Source organism: Thermoanaerobaculia bacterium (genome assembly GCA_035260525.1).
Classification (GTDB): domain Bacteria; phylum Acidobacteriota; class Thermoanaerobaculia; order UBA5066; family DATFVB01; genus DATFVB01.
On the sequence record DATFVB010000176.1, the window covers coordinates 1 to 16,190 of the forward strand.

Sequence of the window (16,190 nt, forward strand, 5' to 3'; positions counted from 1 at the left end):
CGCGGCCACGATGGAGATTTACGCCGACGACGTCGTCTTCTTCCCCGCGGGAGAGGAGCCGATGTACGGCAAGGCGGCGGTGCGGCGGTGGATCGCCCGTCGCGCGTCGGATCGAAAGGCCGCCCGGGAGCAGTTCGAGGCGGCGACCCTCGACGTCTGCGGCGATCTCGCGGTGGAGACCGGGACGGTCGCGGCCGAAGAGGCGGGAGCCGGGGGCGCGCTCGCGACCCGCCGGACTCCGCGGATCGCCGTCTGGAAGCGGCAGGCGGACGGGACCTGGAAGATCGGAAGGGAAATGCGGGGAGGGGAAGCGCCGTCCACCCCTCCGGCCGGGGCCCTGCCCGCTCCGGCGAACGCGGCGGCGGCGCCGATCGTCGCACCCACCCCGGCTGCTCCTCCGGCGGTCCCCGCGGCGGTTCCGGAGCCGGTCCGGCTCGCGCCGCCGACCGACGTCATCGCGATTCCCGATCCTCGAGGACTCTCGGAAGGCTTCGTTCGGACCATCGGCGACCGCCTGCGTTCCCGCGCCGCGAAGATCCGGTCGCTCCAGTCGGCGGGCGGTTCCGGCGAGGCGCTGCGCGCCGCACGCTCCCACGCGGCCCGCGAGCTCCAGACGACGATCCGGGACGTGGGATGGATCGACGTGGCCCGATTCGGCGTCGCGACGTCGTGCGACGCCGCGTTCATCGTCGTCGAAAGCGGCGATGCCGCTCTCGTGAGGAGCGCGGTGCCCTGGATGAAGGACCTGGAGACGAATCCGGAAGGCGCCGAGTGCTATGCGCGGGCGCTGGAGGCGTACCGCAAGCTGAAATAGCCCGCGCGGCGATACATCGAGCGACTGCGGGCGCGTGCCGCCCGCCAGCGGCGCTCGCCGTACGCCACCGGTACGACTCGGCCGCGGGCCGGGCGGCCCGCATCCCGCCTCGCTCGCGTCTCGCCGCGCTTTCGACTGTTCGTGAACCGAGACGGCACCGGAATCGGAATGAACGGCCGATTGATGCCAGAAAGAACGATCGACCGGCGCTAGAACTCTCCGGTCGCGCCGCCGCCTCCGTATGAGCCGCCCCCCGGCTTCAGCTCGGCGCCGGCCGGCGCGGTCCTCGCCTCGGGAGAGAGCGCGAGCACCGTCGCCGCCGCAGAGACCGCGCGCACGTGGCGCGCGTCCTCGAAGAGCGCGTCGGCGGTGAGGCCGCCGCGCTCCCGCCCCGGGCCGGCGTCGAGCCAGCGCTCGGCGGCGAGGGCCACGACGATCGCCGCGGCGCCGCCTTCGGCGAGAACGAGCCAGAGCGGCCCGAGGCGAACGTAGGCCCGGAGCGTGACGAGCGAGAGCGCGGAGAACACGAGCCCCAGATCGATGAGGAGCCGGCGCCGGCGGACGAGACCGGCGGCGAGGACGGCCAGAGGGAAGAGCGCGGTGGCCGTCGCGGCCAGGACGCGCGCGCCCGGAAGAGTCGGCGGCGCCGGAGACAAGCCCGGCCGGAGCTCCTCGAGCCAGGCGTGATCCAACGAGTACAGATTGACCGCCGCGTACAGCGCCGCGAGGGCGGCCGCGGTCACCATCGCCCAGGCCGACCTGCCGCTCGCACCGATGCGAAGGCGCCGCACGGCCGTCGAAAGAACCATCGCGGCCGCCGCGGCCGCGACCCAGACGACGCGGACGTCGCGCGCGAGCACGGCCGCGGCGAAGAAGGCCGGGATCGTCGAGAAGAGCGCGTAGATCGGGAAGCCCCACCGCCACGACGCCGTTCCCCACAGGGCGGCCGAGAGAAGCAAAATCTTTCCGAGGCGGACGGCCGGCGGGCCCTGGTCGAAGAGGACGGCGGCGCCGACGACGATCGAGGTCACCGCGAGGAACGACGTCGCCGCCTCGGCGCCGGTCCCGTCCATCTTCCCGGGACCCTGCTCGATCTCCGTCGCCGCTGCGAGCACCGCGCCGAAGAGGATGGCGAGCATGGCGCCCGGATACTCCGAAGGCCGAACGACCGCCAAGACGACGCCCGCCGCGGAAGAGGCGATCACCCAGACGAAGATGAAGATCAGCGCACGCCAGACCGGGCTTTTCGACACGCGATCGTCCGGATGACGGGCGTCGATCGCTTCGCGCGCGCCGGCGCCGATCAGCCCGGCCCGCTCCCAGTCGCGGGCGGCGGCGCGAACTTCCGCCCGGCGTCTCGCGGCGGCGAGCTCAGGCCGCACGGCGCGCCTTCAGTATGCGGTGAAGCCGGAGGAGCAGAAGGAGGACGGCCGAGGCGGAGATCGCGACGATGGTGAAGAGCGCGGCATCGCCGCGGATCGGGTGCAGGATGATCCGCATCGCGCCGAGATAGCCGGCCAGGATCGCGGCGGCCGCGTAGAGCTCGCGCGCGCCGCGGATCGCGACGGCGAGAACGGCCGCGGCGGCGGCGAGGAGGGGGGCTTCCCAGAGCATCCACCGGGAGCCGCCGAGGGCCCCCGAGAGCAGGCCGCCGAAAAGGAGCAGGAGCCCGAGGTTTCCCCAGACCGGCTCGAAGTGCGCCTTGAAGCGCTTTCGCGCCGTGAAGGCCGCCGCGGCGAGGAAGAGAAGGCCGCACGCGAGCGCGTTCGCGCGCACGGCCGCGGTGCGGCTGCCGAGGAAGACGGCCAGAGGATCGCGGACGGCGATCCCGCGCCAGGCGGCGAACGCCGAGAGCGCGAGCGACAGCGTCGCCGCGGAGTCGAAGCGGTAGGCGGCGGCGAGCGCCACGAGGGAGAAGAGGAGCAGGTGGTAGGGCCAGTCGGTTCCGAGCGCGCGGAACTGCGTCTCGACATAGGCGAGGTCCGAGCCGAACAGGAGCACGCCGAGCACGAGCACGTAATCGAAAGCGAGCGTCGGCGGGGGGACCGCGCCCCGCGAGAACGGCCGCGCCCGACGCAGCACGTAGAGGAACGCACCGGCCGCGGCGAGCGTCAGGACGGCGGTGATCGCGAGCGGCCCGATCTGGCGGTAGTGCCGGCGCACGAACTCCGCCGCGCCCGCGGCGACGAGCGTCACCCCGGCGTAGAGCAGGACGCGGAGCTCGGCGCGGAGCGAAAGAAGCTCGCCGCGCGCGATCCGGGAGAGACGCGGGACCGCCTCCGCGGGGAGCACCCCTTCTTCGGCGAGCCGATCGACGGCCTGGGCGACTTCCGGGTTCAAGTACGGGGAGGATACATCCAAGGGTAAAGCCCGGACCGTGCCGCGCGCGCGTCCGGTCGCCGCGCTAGCCGAGGGCGATCCGGAGCGCCTCCCCGAGGACCCGCGCGGTCTTCCGGATCTCGGCGTCCGTGTGCGCCGTCGAGAAGAACATCGCCTCGTACTGGGCGGGCGCGAGGAAGACGCCGCGATCCAGCGCCGCGTGGAAGAAGCGCGCGTGGGCCGCGGTGTCGGAGCGGCGCGCCTGCGCGAAATTCGTCACGGGGCCCGGGGTGAAGAAGAGCGTTCCCATCGAGCCGACGCGGTTCCAGCAGACCTTCCCCGTCGCTCCCGCCGCCTCGATCTCCGCCCGCATCCGACGCTCGAACTCGGCCGCCTTCCCCTCGAGCGCGGCGTACGGCGGATCTGCCGTCAGTGCGTCGACCATCGCGATCCCGGCGCTCATCGCGAGCGGGTTCCCGGAGAGCGTCCCCGCCTGGTAGACGGGGCCGTCGGGGGAGATCATCGCCATGAGATCGGCGCGCCCGCCGTACGCGCCGACCGGGAGGCCGGCGCCGATGATCTTGCCCAGGCACGTGAGGTCCGGGCGGATTCCGTAGAGCTCTTGCGCTCCGCCGAGGGCGACCCGGAATCCGGTGATCACCTCGTCGAAGATGAGGAGCGCGCCGTGCTGGCGCGTGATCTCCCGGGCGGCCGCGAGGTAGCCGGCCTTCGGCGGCACGACTCCCATGTTCGCGGCGACGGGTTCCACGATGAAGGCCGCGATCTCGCCGGGATGCGCGCGGAAAGCGGCCTCGAGCGCGTCGGCGTCGTTGTACGGAATCACGAGCGTCTTTTCCGCGACCGCCGCGGGGACCCCGGGGCTTCCCGCGATCGAGAGGGTCGCGGCGCCGCTTCCCGCCGCGACGAGGAAGGAGTCGGCATGCCCGTGGTACCCCCCTTCGGTCTTGACGATCCCGTCGCGTTTCGTCGCCCCGCGCGCCAGGCGGATCGCGCTCATCGCGGCCTCGGTGCCCGACGAGACGAACCGCAGCTTCTCCATCGATGGAAACGCCTTCCGCACCCGGCGGGCGAGCATCACCTCGAGCTCCGTCGGCGCGCCGAACGAGGTGCCGCGCTCGGCGGCGGATCGGATCGCCCGCACGACCGCCCCCGGCGCGTGGCCCAGGAGCAGCGGGCCGTACGACATGACGTAATCGAGGTAGACGTTGCCGTCGGCGTCGCGGAGCTTCGAGCCGGAGCCGCGGCGGACGAAGAACGGGTCGCCGCCGACGGCCGCGAAGGAGCGGACCGGCGAGTCGACCCCCCCGGGCAGGAGCGTCTTCGCCTCCGCGAAGATCGCCCGGGAGTGCGCGGTCTTCCGCGCGGGACGCAGGGGAGCGCGGCGCTTCTTCGCGGTCACGCGAGGAACGTGCCGTCGGCGAGCCATGCCGCGGCTTCCTTCGCGTGATAGGTGAGGATCCAGTCGGCGCCCGCGCGGGCGATCGACGTGAGGATCTCGCACGTCACGCGCTTCTCGTCGATCCAGCCGTTGCGGCCCGCCGCCTTCACCATCGCGTATTCGCCGGAGACGTTGTACGCGGCGATCGGGCAGTCGAAGCGCGCCCGGGCCTTCGCGATCGTGTCGAGGTACGACAGGGCGGGCTTGACCATCACCGCGTCCGCGCCTTCCTGCAGGTCGAGCTCGATCTCGCGCATCGCCTCGCGCGAGTTCGCCGCGTCCATCTGGTACCCGCGGCGATCGCCGAACTTCGGGGCGGAGTCCGCCGCCTCCCGGAACGGGCCGTAGAACGCCGAGGCGGTCTTGGCCGAGTAGGCGAGGATCGCGCGCTCCGCGAACCGGTGCTCGTCGAGCGCATCGCGGATCGCCGCGACGCGCCCGTCCATCATGTCCGACGGAGCGAGCACGTCGGCGCCGGCGCGGGCGTGCGACAGGGCGGCTTTCGCCAGCAGCGGGAGCGTCGCGTCGTTGTCCACCTCGCCGTTCCGGATGACGCCGCAATGGCCGTGCGACGTGTATTCGTCGAGGCAGACGTCGGTCATCACGATGAGCTCCGGAAGCTCTTTCTTGAGAAGCCGCACGGCCTGCGGGACGGCGGCCTCGTCGTCCCACGCCTCGGTCCCTTCCTCGTCCTTCCGCTCGGGGATCCCGAACAGGATCACGGCGGGAATGCGGAGCTTCAGGAACGACTCGGCGTCGCGGAGCGCCGTGTCGGGGGAGGTCCGGAAGACGCCCGGGAGCGACGAGATCTCCTCGCGGACGTTCGTTCCCCTGCGGACGAAGAGGGGGGCGATGAACTGGGAGGGGGAGACGCGGGTCTCGCGCGCCATCGCGCGAAGACCCGCGGTGCGGCGCAGCCGCCGCATCCGGACGATCGGAAAACCGGGCGAATCCATGGGCGAAATCTACCATCTGTGCGAGACTTTCTCTGATGCGTTTGCGTCGGGTGGTGCTCCGCCGCCTCGAAATGCCGCTCCGCTTCCGTTTCCGGACCTCCTTCGGGGAGACGGCCGTGAAGCGGTTCCTCCTCGTCGAGGCGGACGCCGGGGATTTCTCGGGGTGGGGGGAATGCGTCGCCGACGACGCGCCGCTCTATTCCGAGGAGACGAACGCGTCGGCGGGGCACGTCCTGCGCGAGTTCCTCGTCCCGGCGGTCCTCGGACGCGCGCTTTCCGGTCCGGAAGCGTTCCCGGCGCTCGTCGCGCCGATCCGCGGCAACCGCATGGCCAAGGCGGCGCTCGAGGGGGCGTTGTGGGACGCCGCGGCGCGCGAGAAGGGAGTCCCCCTCGCGCGGCTCATCGGGGGCGTGCGCGAGCGCGTGCCGGTCGGCGTCTCGCTCGGCCTGCAGCCCTCCGTCGAAGGGCTCCTCGACCTCGTGGGCCGGCACGTCGCGGAGGGATACCGCCGGATCAAGATCAAGATCGAGCCGGGGCGCGACGCCGCGCTCGTCGCCGCCGTCCGGGAGCGCTTTCCGGAGATCGACCTCACCGTGGACGCCAACGCCGCGTACACGCCGGCCGACGCTCCGGCGCTGCGGATCCTCGATGGTTTCCGTCTCGACTACGTCGAGCAGCCGCTTTCGCACGAAGACCTCTGGGAGCATGCGCGTCTCGCCCGCGAGCTCGCGACCCCGATCTGCCTCGACGAATCGATCCGGTCGGCCGCCGACGCCGGCGTCGCGGCGGCGATCGGGGCGGCCCGGGTCGTCAACGTGAAGATCGGCCGGGTCGGCGGCCTCGGCGAAGCCCGCCGCGTCCACGACGTCTGCGCGGCGGCGGGGATCCCGGTCTGGTGCGGCGGCATGCTCGAATCGGGGGTGGGACGCGCGGCGAACGTCCACCTCGCGACTCTGCCGAACTTCACGAAGCCCGGAGACACGTCATCCGCATCGCGATATTTCGAGGAGGACGTCGTCGAGCCGGGGCTCGAGGCGAAGGACGGAGAGATGCCGGTCCCGGGCGGGCCGGGCATCGGGGTCGAGGTCGTTCGGGAGCGCGTCGAACGCTGGACGGTCGCGCGGGAGGAATTCTCCGCGTGACGCTCGACGCCGACCTTCGCTGGCTGGTCGAGCACGAGAGCCCGTCCGACGACGCCGGGCGCGTTTCCGATCTCGCGAGAAGGATCGTCATGCGGCTGGCGCGCTCGGGAGCTTCCGCGCGGTGGATCCCCTGCCCGGGCGCCGGCGACGCCGTCCGGGCGACGCTCGGGGCGGGGGAGTCCGGGGGCACGCTTCTCCTCGGCCATCTCGACACGGTCTGGCCGGTCGGAACGCTCCGGGAGCGCCCCTTCCGAATCGAGAACGGCCGCGCGACGGGCCCGGGAGCGTTCGACATGAAGGCGGGTATCGCCGTCGCGCTGACACTCTTCGACGGGTTCGGCGCCGCGCCCCGGGGGCCGCGACTGTCCCTCTTCCTCGCGCCCGACGAGGAGACGGGGAGCGCGGCTTCCCGCGACGCGCTCGTGGCGTTTGCCCGGGAGCACGATCGCGTCCTCGTGCTCGAACCGTCGCACGGCGGCGGGGCGGCGAAGGTCGCGCGCAAGGGGACCGGGCTCGTCGAGGCCGTTTTCCGCGGCCGGGCGGCCCACGCGGGACTCGAGCCGGAGAAGGGCTCCTCCGCGCTCCTCGAGATGGCTCGGTTCGCGCTTTTCCTCGAGTCGGTCGCCGATCGCGCGGCGGGCACGACGGTCACGCCGACGGTCGCGGCGGCGGGGGGAAAGACCAACGTCGTCCCCGATTCGGCGCGCCTCCTCATCGACGCGCGGGTCTGGACCGCCGCGGAGGAGAGGCGTCTTCGCGCGGCGCTCGAGGCGTACCGGCCCGCCGATCCCGGCGTCGCCGTCTCGGTCGACGCGCGCTTCGACCGCCCTCCGATGGAGGAGACGCCCGCCTCGCGCGCGCTCTACGACCGGATGCGCGCGATCGCGCGCGATCTCGGAAAGGACCTCGGCGCCGAGCGCGTCGGAGGGGCCTCCGACGGCAATCTCACCGCCGCCGCCGGCGTGCCGACTCTCGACGGGCTCGGGCCCGCCGGAGGGGGCGCGCACTCGCAAGAAGAGTGGGTGGATCTCGACGACCTCGAGTTCCGGGCGGCGCTCCTCGCCCGCTTCCTGGACGATGCCGCGTGACCGCGATCCGGATCCGGGAGCTCGCGAAACCGTCGGAATTCGCCCTCGCCCAGCGGGTCGCGAAAGCCGCGTGGCGGCTTCCGGACCTCGAGGCGCCCTCCGTCGCGGACCTGATCGCGATCACGCATGCCGGAGGTCTGACGGCGGGCGCGTTTTCGGGAAGCGACCTTCTCGGGTTCGTCCACGGCTTTCCGCGCGAGGTCGACCGCCGGCGCGCCCAGCATTCGCACCTTCTCGCGGTCCGTCCGGACGTCCAGGGGCTCGGCCTGTCGAAGCGGCTCAAGCTCTTCCAGCGCCGGTGGTGCCTCGACCGCGGGATCGGGCTGGTCGTGTGGACGTACGATCCGCTCCTCGTCAAGAACGCCCGGCTGAACCTCGTGCGCCTCCGCGCCCGCGCTCGCCGGTACCTGCGCGACTTCTACGGCCCGATCGGCGGGATCTACGCGGATCTCCCGACCGACCGGTTCGAGGTCTTCTGGGAGCTCGAGTCGGCCGACGTCCGGCGGGTCGCCGCCGGCCAGCCGCTGCCGGAGCCGGCCCTCGAGAGCGCCGAGCCGTTCGTGCTCGGACGGCCCCGGCCGGGCCGGCGGGTCTCGGTCGAGATTCCGACCGGCGCTCCCCGCCTCTACCGGCAGGATCCGGCCGCCGCGCGGCGCGCCCGGTTCGCGCTTCGGCGCCGGGCGGAGAAACTGATGGCACTCGGCTACGAGGCCACGGCGCTCCGGCTCGACGGCGGCCGCGCGTTCTATTTCTTCGAGCGCTGAAGGATCTTGATCAGAGTTGCGGAGAGCGAGTCGAACGAGGCGTCAGGGACCGAGACCGTCTTCTTCACGCCGAGACGCTTGAGCTCCCCGGCCGTGCTCGCGCCGAGCACGGCCGCCGGCACCGAGCCGAGCGCCTTGCGCTCGGCGGGGGACCGTCCGTCGAAGAGCCAGCGGGCCGCCGCCGCCGACGTGCACGCGAACGCGGAGAACGCGCGGGCGGCGATCGGCTCGGCGAGGTCGGCCGGGAACCGCAGTTTCACCTTGCGATAGACGACCGGGGCGAACACGGTCGCGCCGCGCCGTTTCAGGTTCTCGACGAGCGAGAGGTCGGCGTCGTCGCCGTGCGGCCAGAAGACGTACTCTCCGGCGAGCGACTCGGGAAGCTCGGCGAGCAGCGACGACGCGGAGGCGTCCTCCGGCGCGTCGGCGGCCAGCCCCATCTTCCCGAGGGCCGCGCGCGTCGAGGCGCCGACCGCGTAATACCGCGCCGTCGCGGGAAACGTCGCACCCCCGCGGCGGAAGATGTCGACGGCGTTGCGGCTCGTGAAGATCACGCGGTCGACCCGATGTCCCGCCGGGAATGCCTGGGAGGTGATCTCGATCTTGTGGCTCGGGACGGCGCGAAGGCCGAAACCGCGCGCTTCGAACTCCTCCTCGTACGCGAACGGCTTCCCGCCGGAATAGACGACGAGCGCCGACCGGCGGACGCGCGTCATGCGGAGACCCGCGCCGCGGCGACGATTGCGGCGGCCCCCCGTTCGATCAGCGCGGCGGCGACTGCGGCACCGAGCCGCTCCGGCTCGGATGCCGGGCCCTCGCGGTCGACGCGGATCACCGTCGTCCCGTCCAGCGACATCACCGCGGCCGCGACCGACAGGACCCCCCCGGCCATCGCGGCGTGCGCGGCGACCGGCGCGCGGCAGCCCCCCTCGAGCTCGCGGAGGATGCGGCGCTCGCAGACGACGGCCGACCGCGTCGGCGCGTGATCGAGCGCGCGAACGGGCTCGGCCGCGTCGTCCTCGCGGGTGACGATCGCGAGCGCCCCCTGCGCGACGGCGGGGATCATCTCCGAGACCTCGAGCACCTGCGTGGCCTCCGATTCGCGCCCGAGCCGGCGCAGCCCCGCTCGCGCCAGGAGAATCGCGTCCCACGCGCCTTCGCGGAGCCTGCGGATCCGCGTGTCCACGTTGCCTCGCGCCTCGACGCAGGAGAGGTCGGGGCGGAGCGCCTTGAGCTGTCCGGCGCGCCGCGGGCTGCCGGTTCCGACGACCGCCCCCCGGCGCAGGCCGGCGAGCGGCGCTCCGTCGCGGGTGATCAGCACGTCGCGCGGGTCCTCCCTCTCCGGGACCGCGGCGATCTCGAGACCGTCCGGCAGCTCCGAGGGGAGGTCCTTCATGCTGTGTACGGCCAGGTCGATCCGGCCGTCGAACAGCGCCTCGTCGAGCTCCTTCGTGAAGATCCCCTTTCCTTCGATCGGCTGGTGCAGCTCCGAGAGCCGGTCACCGGTCGTCCTGATCTCGACCATCTCAACCTCGGCGCCCCGGGCGCGCAGCCAGCCGGCGACGATCCCGGACTGCGTCTTCGCGAGCGCCGATCCGCGGGTCCCGAGCCGAAGCTTCACTCCGCGTCGTCCTCCAGCCCGAAGACGTGGCGGATCGCTTCGGCGCGCTCGACGCGGCGCACCGGGTCCGATTCCTCCTTCAGGGCCGTCGTCGGATGCCGCAGGAGCGAGCGTACCATCGACTGGGCCAGCAGCCGGATCTTCTCACGATCCTCCGCAGGCACGCGGTCGAATCGCGAGAGCTGGCGGTCGAATTCCTCCTCGCGCACATGCTCGAAACGGCGCCGCAGCGACGTGACGGTCGGCACGACGGCGAGCGACCCGTACCAGGAGAGGAAGTCGGACATCTCCTCCTCGACGATCCCTTCGGCGCGCGGAATGTCCTTCTCGCGGCCGGCGAGGTTGCGCGCGGCCATCTCCTTCAGGTCGTCGACGGCGTAGAGGAACGCGTTCTCGACCGATGCGACGTCCTCGCCGATGTTGCGCGGCACGCCGAGGTCGAGGAAGAGGACCGGCCGGCCTCGCCGCGCCGAGAGCGCGGCCGACGCCTCGGCCGCGCCGAAGAGCGGGCGAGGGCTCGCCGTCGCGCACACGACGACGTCCGCGTGCGGAAGGCGGGCTCCGAGCTCTTCCCAGCGGCGCGGCGTGCCGCCGCGGGCCGTCAGCGCCTGCGCCCGGTCGAACGTCCGGTTCACGACATCGATCGACCGCGCCCCGCGGCTGATCAGCAGGTCGTAGAAGATCGCGGCGATGTCGCCGGCGCCGACGATGAGGAACGACCGCTTGTCGATGTCTTCGTAGACCTTGCGCGCGAGCTCGAGGGCGACTCCCGGAATCGACGTGGCGCGCGTCCCGACGCCCGTCTCGGAGCGGACGCGCTTTCCGGCGGCGCAGGCCTGCTGGAAAAGGCGGTGAAGGACGGAGCGCGTGGCGCCGGCCGCGGACGCGACGCGGAGGGCTTCCCGGACCTGGGCGAGGATCTGGTCCTCGCCGAGGACGAGCGACTCGAGCCCCGCCGCGACGCGGAACAGGTGGCGCACGGCGTCCGGCCCTGAGAGCCCGTAGCGGCTCCCGAGGATGTCGGGCTTGGGCAGGCGGTGGAAGCCCGCGACGAACTCCGTCACCGCTTCCTCGACGTCGGCCGAGGTGCCGACGCCGTAGATCTCGCTGCGGTTGCAGGTCGAGACGATGACGCCTTCGGAGAGGACGCCCCGCCGCGTGATGTCTCCGAGCGCGTCCCGGATGCCGTCGGGAGTGAATGCGAGCCGCTCCCGGACGGAGAGCGGCGTGCGGCGGAAGTCCCATCCGACGAGGACGAGGGCCGATTCCATCGGTGCGATCATCGGAACACGTGCCCTTTGCTGACGAAGAGGTTCACGATGGTGTAAGAGAAGAGCACCAGCGAGAACCCGACGATCGAGACGAACGCCGTCCTTTTCCCCTTCAGCCCCAGCGGCGCCGAGAAGAGGGCGACCGCGTACACGACGAGGACGAGGAGGGTGGCGCCGAGCTTCGCGTCCCAGACCGTGCCCCAGTTCTTCTTCGCCCAAATCATCCCGAGCGTCGCCGAGACGGCGAGCGCGGAGAACCCGACGGCAACCGCGGTGTGCTCCATCCGGTCGAGCACGTCGAGCGCCGGAAGGCGCGAGAAGAGGAGCCCGGTGCGCCGCTGGCGGAGCTGCCGGTTCTGGATGAGATAGAGCAACGCGAGGACGAACGACAGCGAAAGGGCGGCGTAGCCGAGGATCGCCATCGTCACGTGGAAGGCGAAGAGGGAGCCCGACAGCTCCTTGCGGGCCGGAAGGGTGGCCGGACGCGTCAGGAGCGAGATCGCCAGGAAGAGGAGGACGAGCGGAATCAGGAACGGGCCGGTCGAGCGCTCGCGATGGCGGAAGAAGAGAATGACGTAGGCGAGGGCGATCATCCACGCGAAGAACGACATCGAATCGGAGAGGTCGCGATACGGAACCGAGTGGATCCTCCGCGCCCGAATCTGGAGCGCCACGAAGTGGACGACCAGGCCGGAGACCAGGAAAACCGTAGTCCAACGGGCGAGCGAGTCGGAGTTTTTCCGGAGAGAGACGATCGAGAAGCCCTCGGCCGCTCCGTAGAGAAGGAGGGCGAGGACTCCGACCAGGGCGGCGCTCATCACGGAATCGATTGTAGCGGGGAACGGAAGGGAGCAAATGGTGCAAACGGATCATTCCGGCGGCGACCGGAAGCATAGAATCGCGACGATGCCCGAGCCGACGTCCCGCCAGCGATTCCTCGACGCCGCTCGCGGCCGTCCCGTGGACCGGCCTCCCGCGTGGATGATGCGACAGGCCGGCCGATATCTGCCGGAATACCGGAAGATCCGCGAGAAACTCTCGTTTTTCGGGCTGTGCGAGGACGTCGACGCGGCGGTCGAGGTCTCGCTCCAGCCGTTCCGGCGGTTCCGGCCCGACGCCGTCATTCTCTTCTCCGACATCCTCGTCCCGATCCGCGCGATGGGGGCGCCGGTCGAGATCGACGACGGCGGGCCGCGCCTCGGCCGCCCGGTGCGGACCGGCGCCGACGTGGCCGCCCTCCACGGGTTCGACCCGGAGGGGGAGACCCGGTTCGTGATGGACATCCTGCGATCGCTTCGGAAGTCGCTCGGCGATTCCGCCGCGCTGCTCGGCTTCGCGGGCGCTCCCTGGACGCTCGCGTCGTATCTCGTCGAGGGAGGCGGCTCGAAGAACTTCACGGCGATCAAGCGGATGATCACGCGCGAGCCGCACGCGCTGCGCGCCCTCCTGACGAAGCTCTCCGGCATGGTCGCCGGATACCTCGCCGCGCAGCTCGAAGCGGGAGCCGACGCCGTGCAGCTCTTCGACACGTGGGCGGGGGAGCTCTCCCCGGCCGAGTACCGCGAGTTCGCGCTGCCGTACGTCCGCGACGCCGTCGCGAAGCTCGAGCGGTTCGGCAAACCCGTGATCTATTTCGTCAACGGGATCGCCGGGATCCTCGATGCGGCCGCGGAAACCGGAGCGCACGTCCTGTCGATCGACTGGCGCTGCTCGCTTTCGGACGCCCGGCGCCGCGTTCCCGGCCGCGTCCTCCAGGGAAACCTCGATCCCGCGCTGCTTTTCGGCACGCCCGAGTCGGTCGCGAACCGGGTGACGCAGATCATGGCGGAGACCGGGGGCCTCGGGCATATCGTCAACCTCGGGCACGGCATTCTGCCGGAGACTCCGATCGAATCCGTCGCCGCGTACTACGAAGCGGTGCGGGGGAAACCATGAACGACGTCTCTTACGAGCTCCTGCACAAGTACAACGTGGCGGGCCCGCGGTACACCTCCTACCCGCCCGCGCCCTCCTGGCGCGACGACTTCGGGCCGGCCGACTACGAGAAGCTGATCGCCGAGTCGAACGCCGCGCCGTCGCCTTCGCCTCTTTCGCTCTACCTGCACCTTCCGTTCTGCGAGAAGCTCTGCTTTTTCTGCGGCTGCACGGTCGTCATCACCGGGAAGAACCACCGCACCGAGGAGGGCTATCTCGATCTGCTCCTGAAGGAGATCGCCTGGCTCTCGGAGCGCGTCGACCGCTCGCGTCCCGTCGTCCAGCTCCACTACGGCGGAGGGACACCGACCTACTTCGACCCCGAGCGGCTCGGACGCCTCGCGGACGCGCTCCATTCCTCGTTCACGTTCGGCCCCGACGCCGAGCTCGGCGTCGAGATCGACCCCCGGGTGACGACCCCGGCGCATCTGGAGGTCCTCCGCCGCGGCGGATTCAACCGTCTCTCGATGGGCGTCCAGGACTTCGATCCGAAGGTGCAGGAGACGGTCAACCGCATCCAGCCCTACGAGGCGACGCGCGATCTCGTGCAAGCCGCGCGCTCGCTCGGATTCTCGAGCATCAACATGGACCTGATCTTCGGGCTGCCGTTCCAGACGCCGGAGTCGTTCCGCCGAACGATCGACAAGATCCTCTCGATCGGCCCCGACCGGCTGGCCGTCTATTCGTACGCGCACGTGCCGTGGATGAAGAAGCATCAGCGGGTCAACGAGCCGAAGCTCCCGAGCGAGCGCGAGAAGTTCGAGATCTTCCGGACCGCGCTCGCGCGGTTCACGGAATCGGGCTACGAGTACATCGGGATGGACCATTTCGCCCGGCCCGACGACGAGCTCGCTCGCGCCCGCCGCGACCGGAGCCTCTGGCGGAATTTCCAGGGATACACGACGAAGGCGGGGACCGACCTCTTCGGCCTCGGCATGAGCTCGATCGGCGGGATCGCCGACGCGTACGTGCAGAACGAGCGCGACCTCGCCCGCTACCGCGCGGCGATGGAGAAAGGGGGCCCGGCGACGATGCGAGGGTTCCGGCTCTCGGCCGACGACCGGATGCGGAGGATCGTGATCCAGAACCTCCTCTGTCACGGCGTGATCGTGAAGAACGAGGTCGAAGAGCAGTTCGGGATCTCCTTCGACGAGACCTTCGCCGACGCGCTCGAGAAGCTCGAAGAATGCCGGGAGGACGGCCTCGTCGAGATCTCCGGCCGCGAGATCCGCGCGACGCAGCTCGGCCGCATCTTCCTTCGGAACCTCGCGATGCCCTTCGACGCCTATCTGGCCGCCGCGTCGGCGAAGCCGATGTTCTCGAGAACGCTGTGAGGAGAGAAATTCGAAATTCGAAGCACGAAACCCGAAACAAACTCGAATCTCGAATGTTCAAAGGATCGAAACCCGACCGGCCGGGCGTCAGCGCAGTGTCCGTCCGGCCCGACGAGGATCCCGCCACGCGGCGGTGCTCCGACGAGCGGACCGAGGCGTCGGAACCCCTGACACCGTCGAGCCGGAGCCGTTTCCGAATTTCGTGCTTCGCATTTCGGATTTGTTTCGAGTTTCGATCTTCGAATTTCGAATTTTCCCAGAAGGCATGACGGACCGTGCCGTCCTTTTCCTCCAGCTGGGCGGGCCGGAAACGCTCGCCGACGTGCGGGGTTTCCTGTACCGGCTCTTCGCCGATCCGGAGGTGATCCGCGTTCGTTCGGGGATCCTGAGGAAGGCGATCGCCGCGTCGATTGCGGTCACCCGCGCCGGCACGTCGAAGCGGATGTACGTCGCGATCGGCGGCGGTTCGCCGATCCGCCGGCTCACCGACGAGCAGTCGGCGGGGGTCGAGGCGATTCTCCGCGGGCGGGGGCGCGACGTCGTCGTCCGGACGGCCATGACGTGCTCGCGGCCGCTCGTCGAGGACGTCGTGCGGGACCTGTCCGCCGCCGGGTGCCGGCGTTTCCTCGCCTTCCCGCTCTACCCGCAGTACTCGCTGACGACGACCAAGGGGGCCCTCGACCGGTCGCGAGAGGCGGTGCGGCGGTTCGCGCCCGGGGCGGCGCTCATCGAAGCGGGCTCCTTCCCGGCGGATCCGGGGTTCGTCGAATCGCACGCCGTCCTGATTCGCCGCGAGCTCGCGCGGTTTCCGGACCCGTCTCCGGCGGCGACCTTCATCCTGTTCTCCGCGCACTCGATTCCGAAGAAGCTCGTGACCGAGGCGAACGACCCGTACGAGCGAGAGATCGGACAGACCGTCGCGGCGATCGGCTCGGCGCTCGACCCGGGGAGCCGCACCGGGCTCGCCTACCAGTCGAAGCTCGGCCCCGTCGAATGGCTCGGGCCGCAGACGATCGAGGTGCTCGGGGAGCTCGGGCGGAAGGGGGAGAAGCAGGTCCTCGTCGTCCCGATCGCCTTCGTGACGGACCACATCGAGACGCTCTACGAGATCGACCAGCTTTTCGCCCGCGCGGCGGCGGCGGCGGGCATCGCGTGCTTCCGCCGGACGCCCGGACTGAACGCGCACCCGGCGTTTCTCGAGGCGCTGGCGTCGATGATCGACGCGCGGGAGGAGTTGTGGCGGTGATCGACGCGCGGGAGGAGTCGTGGCGGTGATCGCCGCGCAGGAGGGGCCGTGGCGGTGATCGACGCGCGGGAGGCCTCCTCCCGGTGAGCGCGATCGAGACCGTCGTCGTCGGCGGCGGGCTCTCGGGACTCGTCTGCGCGCATGGCCTCGTGCGGCGCGGATCGGACGTCGTCGTGCTCGAGCGTGCCGCCGAGCCGGGCGG

16 protein-coding genes are annotated in these 16,190 nt (G+C 71.2%); 8 read left to right on the forward strand and 8 right to left on the reverse strand.

All coding sequences use genetic code 11. The features are described 5' to 3' along the window. The coding region (locus VKH46_08710) for a DUF4440 domain-containing protein (GenBank protein HKB70910.1) at positions 1-814 on the forward strand (814 nt) is incomplete at its 5' end. A gap of 209 nt (positions 815-1,023) precedes the next feature. Here the strand turns inward: VKH46_08710 and VKH46_08715 are convergent. From VKH46_08715 to hemB, 4 genes are read right to left on the reverse strand one after another with little or no spacing between them, the layout of a single operon-like run. Continuing rightward, positions 1,024-2,196, reverse strand: coding sequence for a hypothetical protein (locus tag VKH46_08715; protein HKB70911.1), 1,173 nt, complete (start codon positions 2,194-2,196; stop codon positions 1,024-1,026). Further along, on the reverse strand, positions 2,186-3,175 hold the full coding sequence (locus tag VKH46_08720; GenBank protein ID HKB70912.1) for a DUF2157 domain-containing protein: 990 nt from the start codon (positions 3,173-3,175) through the stop codon (positions 2,186-2,188). Before VKH46_08720 ends, VKH46_08715 begins: the two co-directional genes overlap by 11 nt. A gap of 43 nt (positions 3,176-3,218) precedes the next feature. Next, on the reverse strand, positions 3,219-4,580 hold the full coding sequence (hemL, locus tag VKH46_08725) for a glutamate-1-semialdehyde 2,1-aminomutase (protein HKB70913.1): 1,362 nt from the start codon (positions 4,578-4,580) through the stop codon (positions 3,219-3,221). Continuing rightward, complete coding sequence (hemB, locus tag VKH46_08730) at positions 4,550-5,548, reverse strand: porphobilinogen synthase (GenBank protein HKB70914.1); 999 nt, start codon at positions 5,546-5,548, stop codon at positions 4,550-4,552. Before hemB ends, hemL begins: the two co-directional genes overlap by 31 nt. 35 nt (positions 5,549-5,583) lie before the next feature. Here hemB and menC point away from each other — a divergent pair, with 35 nt between their 5' ends. Genes menC through VKH46_08745 form a run of 3 tightly spaced genes read left to right on the forward strand, consistent with a single transcriptional unit; the run spans position 5,584 to position 8,542 of the window. Then, positions 5,584-6,690 (forward strand): o-succinylbenzoate synthase, encoded by a 1,107-nt coding sequence (gene menC / locus VKH46_08735; GenBank protein HKB70915.1) that lies wholly within the window; start codon positions 5,584-5,586, stop codon positions 6,688-6,690. Then, positions 6,687-7,778: a M20 family metallopeptidase gene (locus VKH46_08740; GenBank protein HKB70916.1), complete on the forward strand. Its 1,092-nt coding sequence runs from the start codon at positions 6,687-6,689 to the stop codon at positions 7,776-7,778. The genes menC and VKH46_08740 overlap by 4 nt, the downstream gene beginning before the upstream one ends. Then, positions 7,775-8,542, forward strand: coding sequence for a GNAT family N-acetyltransferase (locus tag VKH46_08745; GenBank protein HKB70917.1), 768 nt, complete (start codon positions 7,775-7,777; stop codon positions 8,540-8,542). The genes VKH46_08740 and VKH46_08745 overlap by 4 nt, the downstream gene beginning before the upstream one ends. On the opposite strand, the gene VKH46_08750 is transcribed toward VKH46_08745, so the two are convergent. From VKH46_08750 to ccsA, 4 genes are read right to left on the reverse strand one after another with little or no spacing between them, the layout of a single operon-like run. Next, positions 8,524-9,258, reverse strand: coding sequence for a uroporphyrinogen-III synthase (locus VKH46_08750; GenBank protein ID HKB70918.1), 735 nt, complete (start codon positions 9,256-9,258; stop codon positions 8,524-8,526). The genes VKH46_08745 and VKH46_08750 overlap by 19 nt on opposite strands. Next, on the reverse strand, positions 9,255-10,163 hold the full coding sequence (gene hemC / locus VKH46_08755; protein ID HKB70919.1) for a hydroxymethylbilane synthase: 909 nt from the start codon (positions 10,161-10,163) through the stop codon (positions 9,255-9,257). Before hemC ends, VKH46_08750 begins: the two co-directional genes overlap by 4 nt. Then, positions 10,160-11,434 (reverse strand): glutamyl-tRNA reductase, encoded by a 1,275-nt coding sequence (hemA, locus tag VKH46_08760; protein HKB70920.1) that lies wholly within the window; start codon positions 11,432-11,434, stop codon positions 10,160-10,162. Before hemA ends, hemC begins: the two co-directional genes overlap by 4 nt. A gap of 8 nt (positions 11,435-11,442) precedes the next feature. After that, positions 11,443-12,252 carry a cytochrome c biogenesis protein CcsA gene (gene ccsA / locus VKH46_08765; GenBank protein HKB70921.1) on the reverse strand — a complete coding sequence of 270 codons (810 nt, stop codon included), beginning with the start codon at positions 12,250-12,252 and terminating at the stop codon, positions 11,443-11,445. 88 nt (positions 12,253-12,340) lie between these two features. Between ccsA and hemE the strand changes: the two genes are divergently transcribed. The 4 genes from hemE to VKH46_08785 all read left to right on the forward strand — a co-directional run. Beyond that, positions 12,341-13,369 (forward strand): uroporphyrinogen decarboxylase, encoded by a 1,029-nt coding sequence (gene hemE / locus VKH46_08770; protein HKB70922.1) that lies wholly within the window; start codon positions 12,341-12,343, stop codon positions 13,367-13,369. After that, positions 13,366-14,742, forward strand: coding sequence for an oxygen-independent coproporphyrinogen III oxidase (gene hemN, locus VKH46_08775; protein ID HKB70923.1), 1,377 nt, complete (start codon positions 13,366-13,368; stop codon positions 14,740-14,742). Before hemE ends, hemN begins: the two co-directional genes overlap by 4 nt. 265 nt (positions 14,743-15,007) lie before the next feature. Next, positions 15,008-15,988 carry a ferrochelatase gene (hemH, locus tag VKH46_08780; GenBank protein HKB70924.1) on the forward strand — a complete coding sequence of 327 codons (981 nt, stop codon included), beginning with the start codon at positions 15,008-15,010 and terminating at the stop codon, positions 15,986-15,988. A gap of 83 nt (positions 15,989-16,071) precedes the next feature. Next, positions 16,072-16,190: FAD-dependent oxidoreductase (locus VKH46_08785; GenBank protein HKB70925.1), on the forward strand; the 119-nt coding region annotated here is incomplete at its 3' end.